General features: G+C 43.5%; 11 protein-coding genes and 1 rRNA gene. 7 read left to right on the top strand and 5 right to left on the bottom strand.

Going from position 1 to position 15,551, the window contains the following annotated elements; genetic code table 11:
* Positions 1-13 precede the first annotated feature (13 nt).
* From rrf to LfDm3_RS06585, 7 genes are all read left to right on the top strand, one after another.
* Positions 14-130 (top strand): 5S ribosomal RNA (gene rrf, locus LfDm3_RS06615).
* A gap of 94 nt (positions 131-224) precedes the next feature.
* Complete coding sequence (locus LfDm3_RS06610; protein ID WP_039145185.1) at positions 225-1,511, top strand: cation:dicarboxylate symporter family transporter; 1,287 nt, start codon at positions 225-227, stop codon at positions 1,509-1,511.
* Between the two features lie 417 nt (positions 1,512-1,928).
* The gene (locus LfDm3_RS06605; protein WP_039145183.1) at positions 1,929-3,392 is read left to right on the top strand and encodes an APC family permease; all 1,464 of its coding nucleotides are present in this window, start codon (positions 1,929-1,931) and stop codon (positions 3,390-3,392) included.
* Between the two features lie 97 nt (positions 3,393-3,489).
* A complete protein-coding gene (locus tag LfDm3_RS06600; protein WP_039145181.1) occupies positions 3,490-4,716 on the top strand; it encodes an argininosuccinate synthase in 1,227 nt (408 codons plus the stop codon).
* Positions 4,713-6,089 carry an argininosuccinate lyase gene (gene argH, locus LfDm3_RS06595; protein ID WP_039145180.1) on the top strand — a complete coding sequence of 459 codons (1,377 nt, stop codon included), beginning with the start codon at positions 4,713-4,715 and terminating at the stop codon, positions 6,087-6,089. The genes LfDm3_RS06600 and argH overlap by 4 nt, the downstream gene beginning before the upstream one ends.
* Before the next feature lie 143 nt (positions 6,090-6,232).
* Entirely contained in the window at positions 6,233-7,702 is a 1,470-nt protein-coding gene (locus LfDm3_RS06590) for an ABC transporter substrate-binding protein/permease (protein ID WP_039145177.1), read from the top strand.
* The gene (locus LfDm3_RS06585) at positions 7,695-8,456 is read left to right on the top strand and encodes an amino acid ABC transporter ATP-binding protein (RefSeq protein ID WP_039145174.1); all 762 of its coding nucleotides are present in this window, start codon (positions 7,695-7,697) and stop codon (positions 8,454-8,456) included. Before LfDm3_RS06590 ends, LfDm3_RS06585 begins: the two co-directional genes overlap by 8 nt.
* A gap of 40 nt (positions 8,457-8,496) precedes the next feature.
* Here the strand turns inward: LfDm3_RS06585 and LfDm3_RS06580 are convergent, their stop codons facing one another.
* The 5 genes from LfDm3_RS06580 to gndA form a co-directional block, all read right to left on the bottom strand.
* Entirely contained in the window at positions 8,497-10,047 is a 1,551-nt protein-coding gene (locus tag LfDm3_RS06580) for a bifunctional metallophosphatase/5'-nucleotidase (protein ID WP_039145169.1), read from the bottom strand.
* Position 10,048: 1 nt separating this feature from the next.
* Positions 10,049-11,299, bottom strand: coding sequence for an MFS transporter (locus LfDm3_RS06575; RefSeq protein WP_039145168.1), 1,251 nt, complete (start codon positions 11,297-11,299; stop codon positions 10,049-10,051).
* Between the two features lie 249 nt (positions 11,300-11,548).
* Positions 11,549-12,274: a sulfite exporter TauE/SafE family protein gene (locus LfDm3_RS06570; RefSeq protein ID WP_082019982.1), complete on the bottom strand. Its 726-nt coding sequence runs from the start codon at positions 12,272-12,274 to the stop codon at positions 11,549-11,551.
* A gap of 151 nt (positions 12,275-12,425) precedes the next feature.
* Complete coding sequence (locus LfDm3_RS06565) at positions 12,426-13,973, bottom strand: multicopper oxidase family protein (RefSeq protein WP_039145164.1); 1,548 nt, start codon at positions 13,971-13,973, stop codon at positions 12,426-12,428.
* Positions 13,974-14,111: 138 nt separating this feature from the next.
* The gene (gene gndA, locus LfDm3_RS06560) at positions 14,112-15,542 is read right to left on the bottom strand and encodes an NADP-dependent phosphogluconate dehydrogenase (RefSeq protein WP_010023031.1); all 1,431 of its coding nucleotides are present in this window, start codon (positions 15,540-15,542) and stop codon (positions 14,112-14,114) included.
* Positions 15,543-15,551: the final 9 nt, after the last annotated feature.

Below are 15,551 nucleotides of genomic sequence, written 5' to 3'. Positions count from 1 at the left end.
AGTTCTTTCTAAGTGTGGTGGCGAAAGCCTGAAGGATACACCTGTTCCCATGCCGAACACAGAAGTTAAGCTTCAGTACGCCAAGAGTAGTTGGGGGATCGCCCCCTGCAAGGGTAGGACGTTGCCACGCAACCCAGAGTTTTTAACCATTTGGTTAGAAGCTCTTTTTTTGTGCCCAAAAGTGGGTGTATAATTACCAATAATTAAGCTAAGAGGTGGTTTACATGAAAAAGCAACGTTGGTATCGTTTTTCACTCGGTTGGCAAATCGTATTTGGATTATTTTTAGGAATATTCTTTGGGGTTATTTTTTATCAAAATAAGACTGCCATCAATGTGATGCAAAACGTTGGAACAATGTTCATTAGTTTGATTCAAATGGTCGTTTTGCCCATTGTGGTCTCGTGTCTAACGGTCGGAATTGCAGGAATGGGTGACATCAAAAAAGTTGGTCGGATTGGAATTAAGACTCTGGTTTACTTTGAATTAATGACGACCGTAGCCATTATTCTGGGCCTTTTCGTCGCCAACATCACTCATCCAGGAACCTATATTAATGTGCATCAAATGCATGGATCAACTGACATTAGTCAATACATAGCGACTGCCAAACAGTCGAAAAACACCGGAATTTGGTCTATGATCATGAACCTGATTCCTACAAATATCTTCGCTTCACTTAGTAAAGGCGATATGATGCCCATTATCGTCTTTTCAGTTTTCTTCGGACTTGGAACGGCAGCAATCGGTGAAAAAGGACAGATCATCATTAACTTCATGAGTGCTGTCTCAGAAGTGATGTTTAAAATCACGAACTGGGTGATGCACCTGGCTCCCATTGGAGTGTGTGCCCTAATCGGAGTGACTCTAGCAGAGCTTGGAATTAAAGCTTTACTACCGCTAGGTTACTTTGTGTTCTTGGTTTACTTAACCATGTTAATCTTTGTACTGGTAGTGATGGGAATTGTGGCACGACTATGTCACTTTAAACTCTCCGATCTACTAGCGGTCATTAAAAATGAAATTGTCTTAGCGTTTTCAACTGCCAGTTCAGAGGCTGTCCTGCCAAAGATGATTCAAAAAATGGACCATTTTGGGGTCAGTCCTTCGATCGTTTCGTTCGTAATCCCGACTGGATACACCTTTAACCTTGATGGATCAGCCATTTATCAGTCACTAGCGGCCCTCTTTTTAGCGCAGGCTTACAATATTCACTTATCAATTGGACAACAAGTGACGTTACTGATTGTTCTGATGATTACCTCAAAGGGAATGGCGGGAGTTCCCGGAGCATCATTTGTGGTATTACTTGCCACCATTTCGACCATTGGAGTTCCAATGTCCGGTTTGACCTTTATTGCGGGAATTGATCGTTTCATTGACATGGGAAGAACGGCAGTTAACGTGGTGGGTAATTCACTTGCCACTGTGGTAGTTGGTAGCTCCGAACATGAATTTAACCGTAAACAAGCTGACAATTACGTTAAGCGAGTCAAAGCGAAAAAAGCATAAAAATAAAAGCTGAAATCAGATTTTATTCCGATTTCAGCTTTTATTTACTCACTGATTAAGAAATTGACAAAAAGTTATTGACAGAACTACTCATTTCAACTTACAATCAATAAAACTAATGAAAGGAAGTTTCAGCGATGACTACAACTGCATTTTACTTGATTAGCATTTTATTATTCGTCTTAGTCACATTAATCATCAAAAATTGTGTGGATAATAAGATGCTTTTCAGTCAGAGCTAACTTCTTCTTCGAGTCCTCACAGTTTTTCGTCAATAGCTGTGGGGGTTAATGATATTTGTCCTCCAGTTATTGAAACTGGGGGACTTTTTTATTTCAAAGGGAGTGATCAGGGGTAATTAAGGAAGCGTGCATACATCTACCAACTAATACGTTGAAAATCGAAGGAGTTTGGGACATGAAAAATATTTGGAAAAAAATGAATGAAAAAGTTAATTTTCATTTTTATATGGCCAAGGATAAAAATTTGGAAAAAACGTTGACCGTTAAAGATTTCTTAGCACTGGGACTTGGAACGATTCTTTCGACCTCAATCTTCACGTTACCTGGAATTGTGGCCGCTAAGTATACTGGACCTGCCGTGGTGGTTCCCTTTATCTTAGCCGCTTTGGTCGCCGGACTGGTGGCCATGAACTACGCCGAAATGGCTTCTGTCCTACCGTTTGCGGGATCAGCCTATTCTTGGATCTCCGTTTTGTTTGGAAAGTTCTGGGGATGGATCGTTGGTTGGGCGTTGCTAGCCGAATATTTAATTGCCGTGGCCTTCGTGGCGGCCGGACTCTCGTCCAACGTTCAAGGTCTGATTTCTCCGCTAGGAATTGCATTACCGAAAGCCCTGGCGTCACCGCTTGGAACTAATGGTGGTGTGATTGATATCATTGCTGTGATCGTGGTGGCGCTCGTCACTTACATCCTGTTAAGAGGCGATCGGCAGACCACTAAAGTGTCTAACATCTTGGTGGTTTTGAAGTTGTTGGCAATCGTTGCCTTTATTGTGGTGGGCGCAACGGCGATCAAAGCCCAAAACTACGTGCCGTTTTTCCCCAAGAGTCACCCGAATCCGGATGGGACCGTCTTTGGTGGCTGGCAGGGAATCTACGCTGGCATTTCAACGATTTTTCTTTCATACATTGGTTTTGACTCAATTGCTTCCAACTCTGCCGAAGCTAAGAATCCGCAAAAAACGATGCCACGAGGGATCATTGGTTCTTTGATAATTGCGACCATCTTCTTCATTTGTGTCTCACTTGTGATGGTCGGAATGTTCAAATACACCATGTACGCGAATAATGCTGAACCAGTTGGCTGGGCTCTTAGAGAAAGCGGGCACACTGTTATTGCGACAGTCGTTCAAGCCGTCGCCGTTTGCGGTATGCTGGTAGCTTTGATTGGAATGATGATGGCAGGATCTCGTTTGATCTACTCGTTTGGTCGTGACAAGATGCTGCCCAAAATGGTGGGAAAAGTAAATAAGAAAAAGATCCCAAGCAATGCACTGTGGATCATCACCATTATTGGAATTATTCTGGGAGCAATCTTCCCATTTACCTTCCTAGCTCAATTAATTTCAGCTGGGACCCTGATCGCCTTTATGGCTGTCTCACTTGCTATGTATCCACTGAGAAGACGGGAAGGAAAAACCTTGCCAAAAGCATCATACCAAGAACCATTCTATCCAGTTTTGCCCATTCTCGGTTTTTTTGGTTCATTTGCCGTTTTCATGGGATTGGATGTCCAGGCTAAAATCTACTCGGCCGTTTGGTTCCTAATTGGGGTCATCATCTACTTTGTTTACGGGATGCGTCATGCCGATTCGAAGCTCCCGGATGATAGTGACCAGGAAATTGAAGAGAACCTCTAATTTCTCCTTATGTGATTTTTTTACCAAAGGTGGTTGAAAAATCAATATCGGTGGAGTACTCTTAGAGCAATCTTAAAAAGAAAAGGGTGAATTAGTAATGTCAGATAAAAAGAAGAAAGTTGTTCTAGCATATTCTGGTGGTCTTGATACCTCGGTTGCCATTGCCTGGTTAACTGATAAGGGATACGACGTTATCGCAACCTGCATTAACGTCGGTGAAAACAAGGATCCAGAATTCATTAAAAATAAAGCGCTAAAGGTGGGAGCTGTCCGCTCATACGTTATTGACGCTAAGGATGAATTTGCTGACGATTATGCTTCGGTCGACTTACAGGCGAATGCCATGTATGAAGGTGCTTACCCACTTGTTTCGGCTTTGTCACGTCCATTGATTGCCAAGAAATTGGTTGAAGTTGCCAAAGAAGAGAGCGCTGACGCAATTGCGCACGGTTGTACCGGAAAGGGAAACGATCAAGTCCGATTTGAGGTTGCTATTCATGCCCTTGCCCCCGACTTAGACGTGTTAAGTCCAGTTCGTGACTGGCACTGGTCTAGAGAAGACGAGATTGCTTATGCTAAGGATCACAATATCGATATTCCAATCAATCTCAATTCTCCTTACTCAATTGACAGTAACATCTGGGGTCGTGCGAACGAAGCTGGAGTGTTGGAAGATCCATGGGTAAGTGCTCCCGAGGACGCGTATGATATGACCAAACCGGTTGAAGATACTCCTGATGAACCAACCGAATTAGAAATCACCTTTAAAAAGGGATTACCAGTTGCTTTAGACGGAAAACCAATGAAATTCTCTGAGATTATTCAGAAGCTCAACACCATTGCCGGTGAAAATGGGATTGGTCGAATTGACCACATTGAGAACCGATTAGTCGGAATCAAATCTAGAGAAGTCTATGAGACTCCTGGAGCTGAAGTATTGATGAAAGCCCACAAAGAGTTAGAAGATCTAACCTTTGAAAGGGGTTTAGCTCACTTTAAACCATTGGTTGAAAATGAAATCAGTGAAGTCATTTACGATGGTCTTTGGTTCTCACCCCTGATGGAATCACTTCAAGCATTCTTGAAAGATTCCCAAAAGAACGTCAGCGGTGTGGTCAGGGTCAAACTCTTTAAGGGTAACGTCACTGTGCTGGGCAGAAAGTCGCAGAACTCACTCTACGATAAGGATCTCGCTACTTACACCTCATCGGATTCATTTGATCAGGTAGCTTCCAAGGGCTTTATCAAATTGTGGGGTCTGCCAACCAAGGTTAATTCCCAAGTGCAGATCAAGAACGCCAAACAAAAGGACCAGAGCAAATGAGCGATCGATTATGGGGCGGCCGTTTTACCGAACAGCCCGATGAGTCAGTTGACGATTTTGGTTCCTCCATTTCCTTTGACCAGTTAATGGCTGACGAGGATATTGAGGGATCTCTGGCACACGTTAAAATGCTGGAAAAGACCGACATTCTTTCGTCTGGGGATGTGAAACAGATCGTGGCTGGTCTAGAGGGAATCCAAAAGGATCTCCATGCGGGGAAAGTTAAGTTTTCCAAAGAGAACGAAGATATTCACATGAATATTGAAAAGATTCTCACCGATCGCATTGGACCAGTTGCTGGGAAATTGCACACGGCTCGCTCGCGAAATGACCAGGTTGCTACTGATTTTCACCTGTACTTAAAGAGGCGCCTCCCAAAAATTATTGATGAGATTACGACCCTACAGAAGACGCTGGTTAAAATGGCGGAGGAAAACGTCGAGACCATCATGCCAGGGTATACGCATCTTCAACATGCCCAACCCATCTCATACGGACACTATCTAATGGCCTATTATCAGATGCTTAAACGGGACAAGGAACGATTTGAGTTCAACGAAAAGCATACCGACATGTTGCCACTAGGGGCAGCTGCGTTAGCCGGAACCACTTTTCCCATTGACCGTCAGTATACTGCCAAAGAACTTGGTTTTGACGAGGTCTATGCGAATTCATTAGACGCCGTGTCCGATCGAGACTTTGCGTTGGAGTTTTTAAGTAACTGTTCCATCTTGATGATGCACCTGTCCCGTTTCTGTGAGGAAATTAGCATGTGGGTCAGTTATGAGTTTCAGTACCTCGAAATCAGTGACGAGTATTCGACGGGAAGTTCCATCATGCCTCAGAAAAAGAATCCTGACATGGCTGAGCTAATTCGTGGTAAGACGGGACGAGTCTACGGCGATTTAATGGGACTACTTGCAACCATGAAATCACTACCACTTGCCTACAATAAGGACTTACAGGAAGACAAAGAGGGGGTCTTCGATGCGGTTAAAACCGTGCTCCCCGCCTTGAAAGTCTTTAACGGGATGATTGCAACGCTGAAAGTCAATAAGGACAAGATGCGTGATAGTACCAAGCATGACTTGTCAAACGCCACTGAACTTGCTGATTACTTGGCAGCGAAGGGCGTTCCGTTCAGGCAAGCTCACGGAATCGTTGGAAAGTTGGTCCTAAACTGTATTCAAACGCATCGTGATTTGCAGGACATGAGTCTGAAAGAGTTACAAAAAGCCTCACCTGTAATCCAAAATGATGTTTACAGAGAGTTAGACCCTGAAGTAGCCGTAGAGCGTCGCAACTCGGAAGGTGGAACTGGATTTAAGCAGGTTAGAGCACAAATCGAGCGCGCTAAGCATGAATTAAAATAATTAATAAAAAAGACTGAAGTCGCATGGCTTCAGTCTTTTTTGCTTCTTTGTTACTAAGTAAACTTAAATTAGATTTGCAATTAATTTCACAGGTGGTACACTTTGAAAAATTAATTAAGAAAACCTTAAGGAGATGAAGTTCAATGGGCAAGTCGAATTTAAAGACGGTCATGCAGTTGTTGTTAGTCGTTGTCATAGTTGGAATGGGGAGTTTACTAGCACGACGACCAGCACATGCTGACGATCAATCATTGAACCGAGTCAAACAGTCAGGAACTTTGACGGTGGGAACGGCACCGGACTACCCACCGTTTGAGTTTCAGGTAAATAAGGGCGGCAATCAGGAGGATGTCGGGATGGATATTGACATTGCCAAACAAATTGCCAAGAACCTCCACGTTAAGCTAAAGATTAAGAATATGAGTTTTGAATCACTGCTTGTGGCCGTTCAGTCCGGTAAGATTGACATGGCCATTGGTGGTATTAATCCTACTCCCGAACGGAAGCAGAATGCTGATTTTTCCAAGATTTATTACAGTGGTGGTCAAGACTTCTTAATCAACAAGAATGATGCTGGTCAAATTAAAAATAAGAATAGTTTAAGGGGCAAGAAGGTCGGAACTCAGACCGGAACCCTGCAACAGAGTTTAGCTAAAAAAGACATCCCCAACGCCCACGTCGTTGGAATGGACAAAACACCCGATCTGGTTCTCGCCCTTAAGACCCATAAAGTAGCGGCTGTCGGAGTGGAAAAACCAGTCGCCCAGGCTTACGTCGCTAATGACCACGATTTAAAGGCCATTGATTCAGGATACAAGTTAAACAAAAATGACGTTGGGACCGCAATCGCATTTAAAAAGGGGAACACTTCCTTGGTCAACGCCGTTAATCAGAGTATCGATCAAATCCACAAAAAGAATTTAATCCCACAGTACCTTAAGGACGCCGGAAAGCACATGAAAGTTAACACCAATAATACCTCAATGTGGCACTACTGGAAGTACTTTGCTACTGGGGTTGAGTATACGTTAATCATCTCAGTTGTTTCCGTCTTCTTTGGGATTATCCTCGGGATTATCTTGGTTTTGATGCGACTATCCAAGTACAAGTTCTTAAGTTGGCCCTCAATTGCGTATACGGAATTTGTCAGAGGAACCCCAATGATGGTGCAAGTCCTGTTCGTTTATTTCGGACTGGGAGTTTTAGTTAACATTCCCGCATTGACCGCCGGAATCATTGCCGTCTCACTGAACAGTGGCGCGTACGTCAGTGAGATTATCAGAGGTGGGATTAACGCCGTTGACAAGGGACAATCGGAAGCTTCTAGAAGTTTGGGACTATCCAAGAAAGACATGATGGCCTCGGTCATCTTGCCGCAGGCTTTCAAGAACATCTGGCCCGCCCTTGGCAATGAATTTATTACCATCATCAAGGACAGCTCGATCGTTTCCATTATCGGAGTGACCGAAATCGTCTACGAACTAAACATCGTGCGTGCCGATACTTACAGAGGGGTAGCTCCAATCGCAGTCGCCATGATACTGTACTTCATCCTCTCGTTCTCGTTGTCTCGAGTATTAAACTACTTTGAAAGAAGGATGAATCATGACTAAGAATGGTGAGCAAGCATTAATTCAGGTAAATGATTTAAAGAAAATTTTCGGCGAAAATGAAGTTTTGAAGGGCATTAACGGAAACATTCAAACCGGGCAGGTAATCTGTGTGATTGGTCCATCTGGATCCGGAAAGAGTACCTTTCTTCGTTGCCTCAATATGCTAGAACAACCCACCAGTGGACAAATTATCTTCGATGGCAAAGACTTAACCAAATTCACCCATAAAGAAGTGGCCACGCTTGGTGAACGAATTGGGATGGTCTTCCAGAGTTTCAATCTTTTTCCTAACATGACGGTGTTAGATAACATGAAGCTTGCACCTAAAAAAGTAAAGCACATGATGGACCAAGAAGCTACGGAAGTTTCGCTTAAATTGTTGGACCGAGTGGGGTTAAAAGAAAAAGCGAATGTCTATCCTTCCAGTCTCTCAGGTGGACAAGCCCAACGGGTGGCCATGGCCCGAGCTCTGGCAATGAATCCGCAGGTAATGCTGTTTGATGAGCCAACGAGTGCGCTTGATCCCGAGATGGTTGGGGAAGTGCTTGAGGTAATGCAGGAATTAGCGAACGAGGGGATGACAATGGTCGTCGTTACCCATGAAATGGGGTTCGCTAAAAAGGTTGCTGACGAAGTCTGGTTCATGGCGGACGGTTACATTCAGGAGAAAAATACCCCTGACCAGTTGTTCGACCATCCCGAAAATGAGCGAACTAAGGAGTTTATCAATAAGATTATTAACGAAGACGAGTAGACACAAAAAGAGTTTCCAATTTTAACGTTGGAAACTCTTTTTATTTCGTAACCTTTAAATTGTGTGGCGTAGTGGCTTCATACGGATCGTGCTTTTTTAAGTACTTAACGATTAAGTCCGAGGCACTATCGGGGCTCTCGTTTACGACCTTCTTAGCACTGAACATGTCGTAGTCGCCACCGCCAATGGCCCGGTAATTATTTAAGGCAATTCGAAGTTTTTGATTAGCAGTAACGGGTTTTCCATGGTAATTCAGTTTGACGACCCGTTTGCCAACTGGCTTTGAGATATCGAACTCGTAGTCAATGCCACTGTAGATATCATAGTTAAAGAGTTGCATCTTTGGTGCCACAAACTTTGGATCAATGACGATTTTGTCGTCTTGGAGCTTAAAGAACGCCGCACATTTTTCGAGTGCTCGTTTCAACTCAGCACCAGTGATTGCTTCGGCCATGATAGTGTTGGGATAACTATAACCATTAATGATTTCGCGCATCGAGATGTCATGATGAAATCCTTTGATGTCATCGTTGAAGAGGGCGGTTCCGGCAATGTCAATTCCCATCGCGTTCATTTCCACCTTGTTGATGAAATCAATGTAGGGATGGTTGTTCGTCCGAACTTTCATCGGATCATTGATGATCATACTGGCCCCAGTGGCTTGTCCCATGGGTTGATCGAGCCAGTCCTGTACTTCGTCTTCAATCTGATTACTGGAAATTAAATCGAAGTCCGGTTGCGTATCTTTAGTTGATATGAGATGACTTGAACTATTAATAATCTGCTTCTGTTCATTTAAATCCAAATCAATCTCACCAACGTCACTGCCATGGACGCCGGGTTGGGTGAACGGTACTCCGTTAATTTTGGCTGCCAGCTGGCGGTGTTGGTGACCCGTGATTAGGGCATCGATTCCAGGTACTTCAGTGGCAATCCGGTACCCTTCATTTTCTGAGGTGTATTTTTCGGTTGGTTTGCCAGTCTGAGGATCGGCTTCGATGCCACCGTGATAAGTAACGATCACAACGTCAGCTTGTTTACGTAATTCGGGTACGAATTTTTTCGCGGTTGCTAAGGCCGATTGAAACGCAAGACCCTTAATGTTATCAGGCCGTTCCCAGTTGGGGATGAAGGCAGTGGTCAGTCCTAAAATGGCAACTTTTAAGCCCTTCTTTTCAACGATCACGTACGGTTGGTCGGCAATTTGATTATCAACTGCGCCCTCAATGTTGGCGTTCACGATGGGGTAGTTGCGTTTGCTTTCCGCGTTTCTGATGTAATCCTGACCATAGTTAAATTCATGGTTACCAAGCGTTGCAGCATCGTAGCCAACGTTAGCGGCGATTTCACTTAGAATTCCTTGCTTGGTCGCAGCTTGTTCTGATAAATAAGTTGAAAAGGGCGATCCCTGAATCCAGTCGCCGTTTTCGACGGCAATGACGATTTCGTCATCCCTTTCATCTTTTTTAGCGTTTTTAATGATGGAACCAGCTTGAAGCATCCCAAGAGAGGAATGGTTGTCACGCGTGGTGTAGTTCGTAGGGTACACGTATCCGTGAACGTCGCTGGTTGATAAGATTCGAACTTTCAAATTATTGTGCCACCTTTTCAGCATTTTCAGTTGTAGTTACGGGAGCTTTATTTTCGTGCTTTAGTTCTTTGATTGATAGCATGATAACAAAACTAACGAGGTAAATCCCGCTTAAGAATAGGATAACAGCCATGAGGCTAAAGTGGTCCATTAAGAATCCGATTAAGACGGTGGAAAAACTGCCAACACTCTTGGCAATGCTCATGATGGTGTTGTTAGCAGTGGCTCTGATTTCGGTGGGGTAGAGTTTGCTGACGATGGTGCCATAACCACTGTACATTCCGTCAGAACAGAAACCAACGATTCCACCACCGATCAGGAATTCTAACTTGTTCTGGGCGATGATCAGTAAGAAGACCGAGGCGGCAGCGGCTAAAAGCCAGATTCCATAAGCCAATCGACTTCCAAGGTGATCTTGGACAATTCCGAAACACATGATTCCAAGTGACATCCCAATGATGGTGGCAATCATCCAAAGTGATGATCCGGCCACCGAGATGTTCATTCGTTCTTGGGCAATTGACGGTAACCAACTAATGAGACCGTTGTATCCAGCAATGTGAATCATGAACATGATCATGATTCTGATCGTTAGAAAGCATTCAGCTGGGGTAGCGAAGAGTTCGGTCCAGTGGCTGAAGTCACGATTAGGATCTTTTTCAATGGCGTCCCGGTTTTCGGTAAATTCTTTACTTTCTGGTAAATGAAATCTGATAAACCAGGCTAAGACGACGGGAATGATCCCGATGAAGAAGAGCACGTGCCAGCCAAAACGTGGCAGGATAAATGCCGATAACAGTGAAGCCACAATTGAACCAACTTGACCACAGACTCCTGCGGCAGCTGATAATCGACCAAGGTATTTCTTTGAGAAGGCTTCACTTAGCATGGTGATGGCGATCCCATATTCACCAGAGTTTCCTACTCCGATGATAATTCGAAAGAGGCACAGCATCCAGAAGGAATTGGTAAGTCCCATTCCGGCCGTTCCGATGGCGTAGATAATGATGGTCCAGCACAGGGTCTTGACACGACCGTAGCGATCAGCAAGGGCACCAAAGCCAATTCCACCAAAAATAGAACCGATGGCAGTAATGGCTGGAAGAAGGCCACCCTGAGCCTTTGAGATATGTAAAGTAATGATGATTGAAGCCAGTGCCAGCGACATGAACATCGCGTCCATTCGCTCAAGGATGAATCCAATCCCGGTTGACCACGTAATTCGTCTTTGATACTTTGTCAATTTTGGCATAAAAAAATTGTCCTCCCATTAATTCTGCGAGGCCCAGATTCACCGCACAAAATAGCATGAGAACACAATTGTTCAATCATTTATGTATAACATGTTATGCTTGTGGCTTCTCTGAACCATTTAAAGCTTCATATTATAATTAATATTATCATAAACTTGATAAAATTCAATTCCACTTTGTTGTAATTTTTTGAATATTATGAAACAAGTTACCGTCATGACGGTATTGATCAACTTTAGGAAATTAATTTAAAAGAACGCTTGGTAACCTAAAATCAGCGCTACCACGATGGCAAAGATACTAACAACGTAACGCATGACTTTGGATGGAACGTATCTGACGATAATTGGTCCCAGATATCCACCAACAAAAAGTCCAATGGCGATTAAGGGAACAATGAGCCATTCGATTTTCATCGTAAAGATGAAGATAATGACAGTAACAATATGGGCACAGAGGGCGGAAACGTTTCTGACCGCGTTGTTTTCGGCGTATTCATAGTCGTTTGAGATGGACAGAACGGCGGTCATCAGGATCCCGGCTCCGGCTCCAAAGTAACCAACGTAGACCCCAACTAGCAGAGTAGCAATGGCTGAAATGATGAGGACAATCTTAGAAATTGATTTGTGGGTGTTATCTTTTTTGGGAATCATCATTAAGATTCCAGATAAGAGAATGACTACTGGGGTGATTTCCTTGAAACTTTTGGAGCTACTAAAGAGAAGAACGATTGCCCCAACGATGGCTCCGGCCGTGATTAAAGTGGAAAATTTGATGGTTTCGGGAACCACGCGTTTAAATTCTCGTCGTGACGAGAGAACGGCACTAAAGTCACTGAACAAGAGACCAACAGTAATGGTCACATTGGCAATGATTGGGGGAACGCCGACGTAAAGTAACGCCGGATACAAAGCCACGGTGGCCATCCCGACGATTCCGTTCATTATTCCACCCAAGATACTAGCTACCAACATAATGATAATAGAACTAATTGAAAAGATGATTTTTCACTTCTTTCCTTATTAATTAATTGATAGTTCTAGTATTCTTGGTTTCGCGCCCATTGTCAAACCTAAGATACAAAAAAACAGCCGCAAAATTGCGACTGTCTTAAATGTTATTTAATTAACACATGTGGATTCCCATCTTTTTGTACGAATTCATTGCGGGGATGTCTAAGTCCTTTACAGGAATTCCCTCTTCTTTTGAAAGAGCATTCAAAAGGGTATCCATATTCATTAACTTGTACTTCTTGTGTGGATCTTGCTTATCATAAGCCTGGATCTGAAGCATCATGCCACCATCTTCATGTTCGGTGATGTGGCAGTGATACATGTAAACGCCAGGGAAATCGAACTTAACTTGCAGACGAACGACTTCGCCAGGATTGACACCAATGGTATCTTTCCATCCGTGTTCGTTTGGATAAGGATCTTTGCCATTTCTTGAAAGAACCCGGAATTGCGTTCCATGCATGTGGTAGGGGTGAACCATACCTCCATCCATTTCGTTGGAGTTAGAAACTTCCCAGATCCGCTCTTTACCAACTTCTTGGCGGTCATCAATGCGTTGCATGTCGAACTTCTTGCCATTGATTTCAACGGATTCATCCATTCCAGACATTGCTGCCTTATGAACAGGAGCATTCTTATCGACTTTAGCGAACGGAGGCATGTCAATGAGGTGATCTGGCAACTTGGTATCGTCAGGTGCAAATTCATGAATCTTAAATGTCATGATTGGAACATCATCAGAGTAAAGGTGAACCTCGTCACCGGGCTTGTAACCTCTGAAGTCCACGATGACTTCATCACGTTCGGCACAAACCATCATCAAGTGAGTGAATTCAACTGGTTCAGGTAGAATGCCACCATCGGAACCAATCTGAGTGAACTTTAAGTCATCATCAAAATGAAGTCGCCATTCACGTCGGTTTGATCCGTCAAGGAATCGCAACCGAACTTTTTGGGTGGTAACGTCGAAATAGGGGTTAACGGTTCCGTTAATCATAGCCGTTGGACCCTGAACTCCATCAGGATCGTAGTCTTCTTTGTAGTTTAATTGATTTCCCTTGTGGAAATGACGATCTTGGAGGACAACTGGAATGTCATCGACCCCGTAATTTCTTGGGAAGGGTAGTTTAGATTCAATATCATCCTGAACAACTACTGGAGTAGCGAGACCCTTGTAGACTTGTTCCGAGGTTTCTGGACATGGATGAGCGTGTAACCACAGTGTGGCAGCAGGTTGATCCACCGTAAATTCAATTTCATTGCTGGTACCAGGATAAACAGGAGCATGGCAACCACCATCGACGTACGGACCGGAAACATTTAGTCCGTGCCAGTGAAACGTGGTCAAAACCGGTAGGTCATTTTTCAAGGTGACATGCATGTGCTTACCTTCTTTTAAAATGATGGTCTTACCGAGAATGCTGGAGTTATATCCCCAAGTTTTAGTTTTTTCACCAGGCAAAATCTGGGTTTCACCAGGTTGAGCATCAACCGTATACCACATGTCGGTATCGGTTTCCTTGTCTGGTTTTAGAATCCCGGGGATGTTCAGTTTGTGTTCTGGAACATCAGGCACCTCAAGTGGGATGTATCCACCGTCATGGGTGTTAAAAGCGGGTTCGTCATAGAAATAATCATTGTATACTTTTCGTTCGGACATTGTCTTGTTCCTCCCTAATTGTTTAACTATACACTACAACCATAATAATACAGCTTTTTAGGCTAGAATGCTTGTTTTCTAGCTGAAAATATAGAAAAAGATCGACTATTAAAGTCGATCTTTTTAAAATGTTTGATTTTATTGTTCTTTGTACCATGGGTAATGGAAGTTACCTGGACGGTCAGTACGTTCGTAAGTGTGAGCACCGAAGTAATCACGTTGTGCTTGAAGCAAGTTAGCTGGTAATACTTGAGCTCTGTATGAGTCGAAGTATGAAATAGCAGCTGATAATGATGGAACTGGAATACCAGCTTCAGTAGCAAAAGCAACTACTTCTCGAGCTGAATCTTGGTACTTGTTAGCGATGTTTGAGAAGTAAGGATCCATTAACAAGTTAGTTAACTTAGGATCTTTGTCAAAGGCATCGGTGATGTTTTGTAAGAATTGAGCACGAATAATGCATCCTTCACGCCAAATCTTAGCTAATTCATCGTACTTCAAGTCCCAACCGTAATGTTCTGAGGCCATTCGCATTTGTTCGAAACCTTGAGCATAGCTCATGATTTTACCGAAGTATAATGCTTGACGAGCCTTTTCAACGATTTCATCACTGTTGAACTTAGGTTCTTTGGCTGGACCATGAAGAACCTTTGAAGCAGCCATTCGTTCGTCTTTCATCATTGAGATGAAACGAGCGTAAACGGCTTCAGTGATAACTGATTGAGGGGCACCAATGTCTAAAGCATCGATTGAACTCCACTTACCAGTACCCTTGTTAGCACCACGGTCTAAGATAGCATCAACGATTGGCTTGTTCTTGTCGTCACCTAAGTCATCTTTTCTAGTTAAGATGTCAGCAGTGATTTCGATCAAGTATGAGTTTAATTCACCCTTGTCCCAATCTTTGAAGATCTTTGCAAGGTCATCAACTGAGTAACCTGCAGCGTTTCTCAAGAGGTTGAAAGTTTCGTCAATTAACTCTTCGTCACCGTATTCGATACCATTGTGGACCATTTTAACGTAGTGACCAGCACCATTAGGGCCGATGTAAGTAACACATGGTTCGCCATCTTCGGCTTTAGCAGCGATCTTTTCCAAGATTGGAGCTACACGGTCGTAAGCTTCTTTTTGACCACCGGGCATCAATGAAGGACCTTTAAGGGCACCAAGTTCACCACCGGAAACACCCATTCCGATGAAGTTAATACCTGATTTAGCAAGTTTTTCACTTCGAGCCATTGTATCGTGGAAGTTAGTGTTACCACCATCGATAAGAGTGTCACCCTTGTCAAGTAATGGTAATAATTCATCAATAACGGCGTCAGTTGGTTTACCAGCTTTAACCATTAATAAGATTGTACGAGGCTTTTGAATTGATTCAACAAAATCCTTGACGTTGTAACTAGGGAGCAGGTGTTTGTCACCGTGATCCTTCATTACTTGTTCAGTCTTGCTTGCAGTACGGTTGTAGATTGCAACTGTGTAACCGCGACTTTCAATGTTGAGGGCAAGGTTTTTACCCATGACAGCCATACCAACAACACCGATGTTTGCTTTTTTATCAGCCATAATATACCT

It is taken from the genome of Fructilactobacillus fructivorans (assembly GCF_000814735.1).
In the GTDB taxonomy this organism is placed as follows: domain Bacteria; phylum Bacillota; class Bacilli; order Lactobacillales; family Lactobacillaceae; genus Fructilactobacillus; species Fructilactobacillus fructivorans.
The sequence above is the reverse complement of the archived record's forward strand: the minus strand, read 5'-3'. Positions and strand labels throughout refer to the sequence as shown.

Excerpts from the sequence above, each read along its gene's own strand:
- LfDm3_RS06610 (WP_039145185.1), top strand. The coding sequence starts at position 225 with ATGAAAAAGCAACGTTGGTATCGTTTTTCACTCGGTTGGCAAATCGTA.
- LfDm3_RS06605 (WP_039145183.1), top strand. The coding sequence starts at position 1,929 with ATGAAAAATATTTGGAAAAAAATGAATGAAAAAGTTAATTTTCATTTT.
- LfDm3_RS06600 (WP_039145181.1), top strand. The coding sequence starts at position 3,490 with ATGTCAGATAAAAAGAAGAAAGTTGTTCTAGCATATTCTGGTGGTCTT.
- argH (WP_039145180.1), top strand. The coding sequence starts at position 4,713 with ATGAGCGATCGATTATGGGGCGGCCGTTTTACCGAACAGCCCGATGAG.
- LfDm3_RS06590 (WP_039145177.1), top strand. The coding sequence starts at position 6,233 with ATGGGCAAGTCGAATTTAAAGACGGTCATGCAGTTGTTGTTAGTCGTT.
- LfDm3_RS06585 (WP_039145174.1), top strand. The coding sequence starts at position 7,695 with ATGACTAAGAATGGTGAGCAAGCATTAATTCAGGTAAATGATTTAAAG.
- LfDm3_RS06575 (WP_039145168.1), bottom strand. The coding sequence starts at position 11,299 with ATGCCAAAATTGACAAAGTATCAAAGACGAATTACGTGGTCAACCGGG.
- LfDm3_RS06570 (WP_082019982.1), bottom strand. The coding sequence starts at position 12,274 with ATGTTGGTAGCTAGTATCTTGGGTGGAATAATGAACGGAATCGTCGGG.
- LfDm3_RS06565 (WP_039145164.1), bottom strand. The coding sequence starts at position 13,973 with ATGTCCGAACGAAAAGTATACAATGATTATTTCTATGACGAACCCGCT.
- gndA (WP_010023031.1), bottom strand. The coding sequence starts at position 15,542 with ATGGCTGATAAAAAAGCAAACATCGGTGTTGTTGGTATGGCTGTCATG.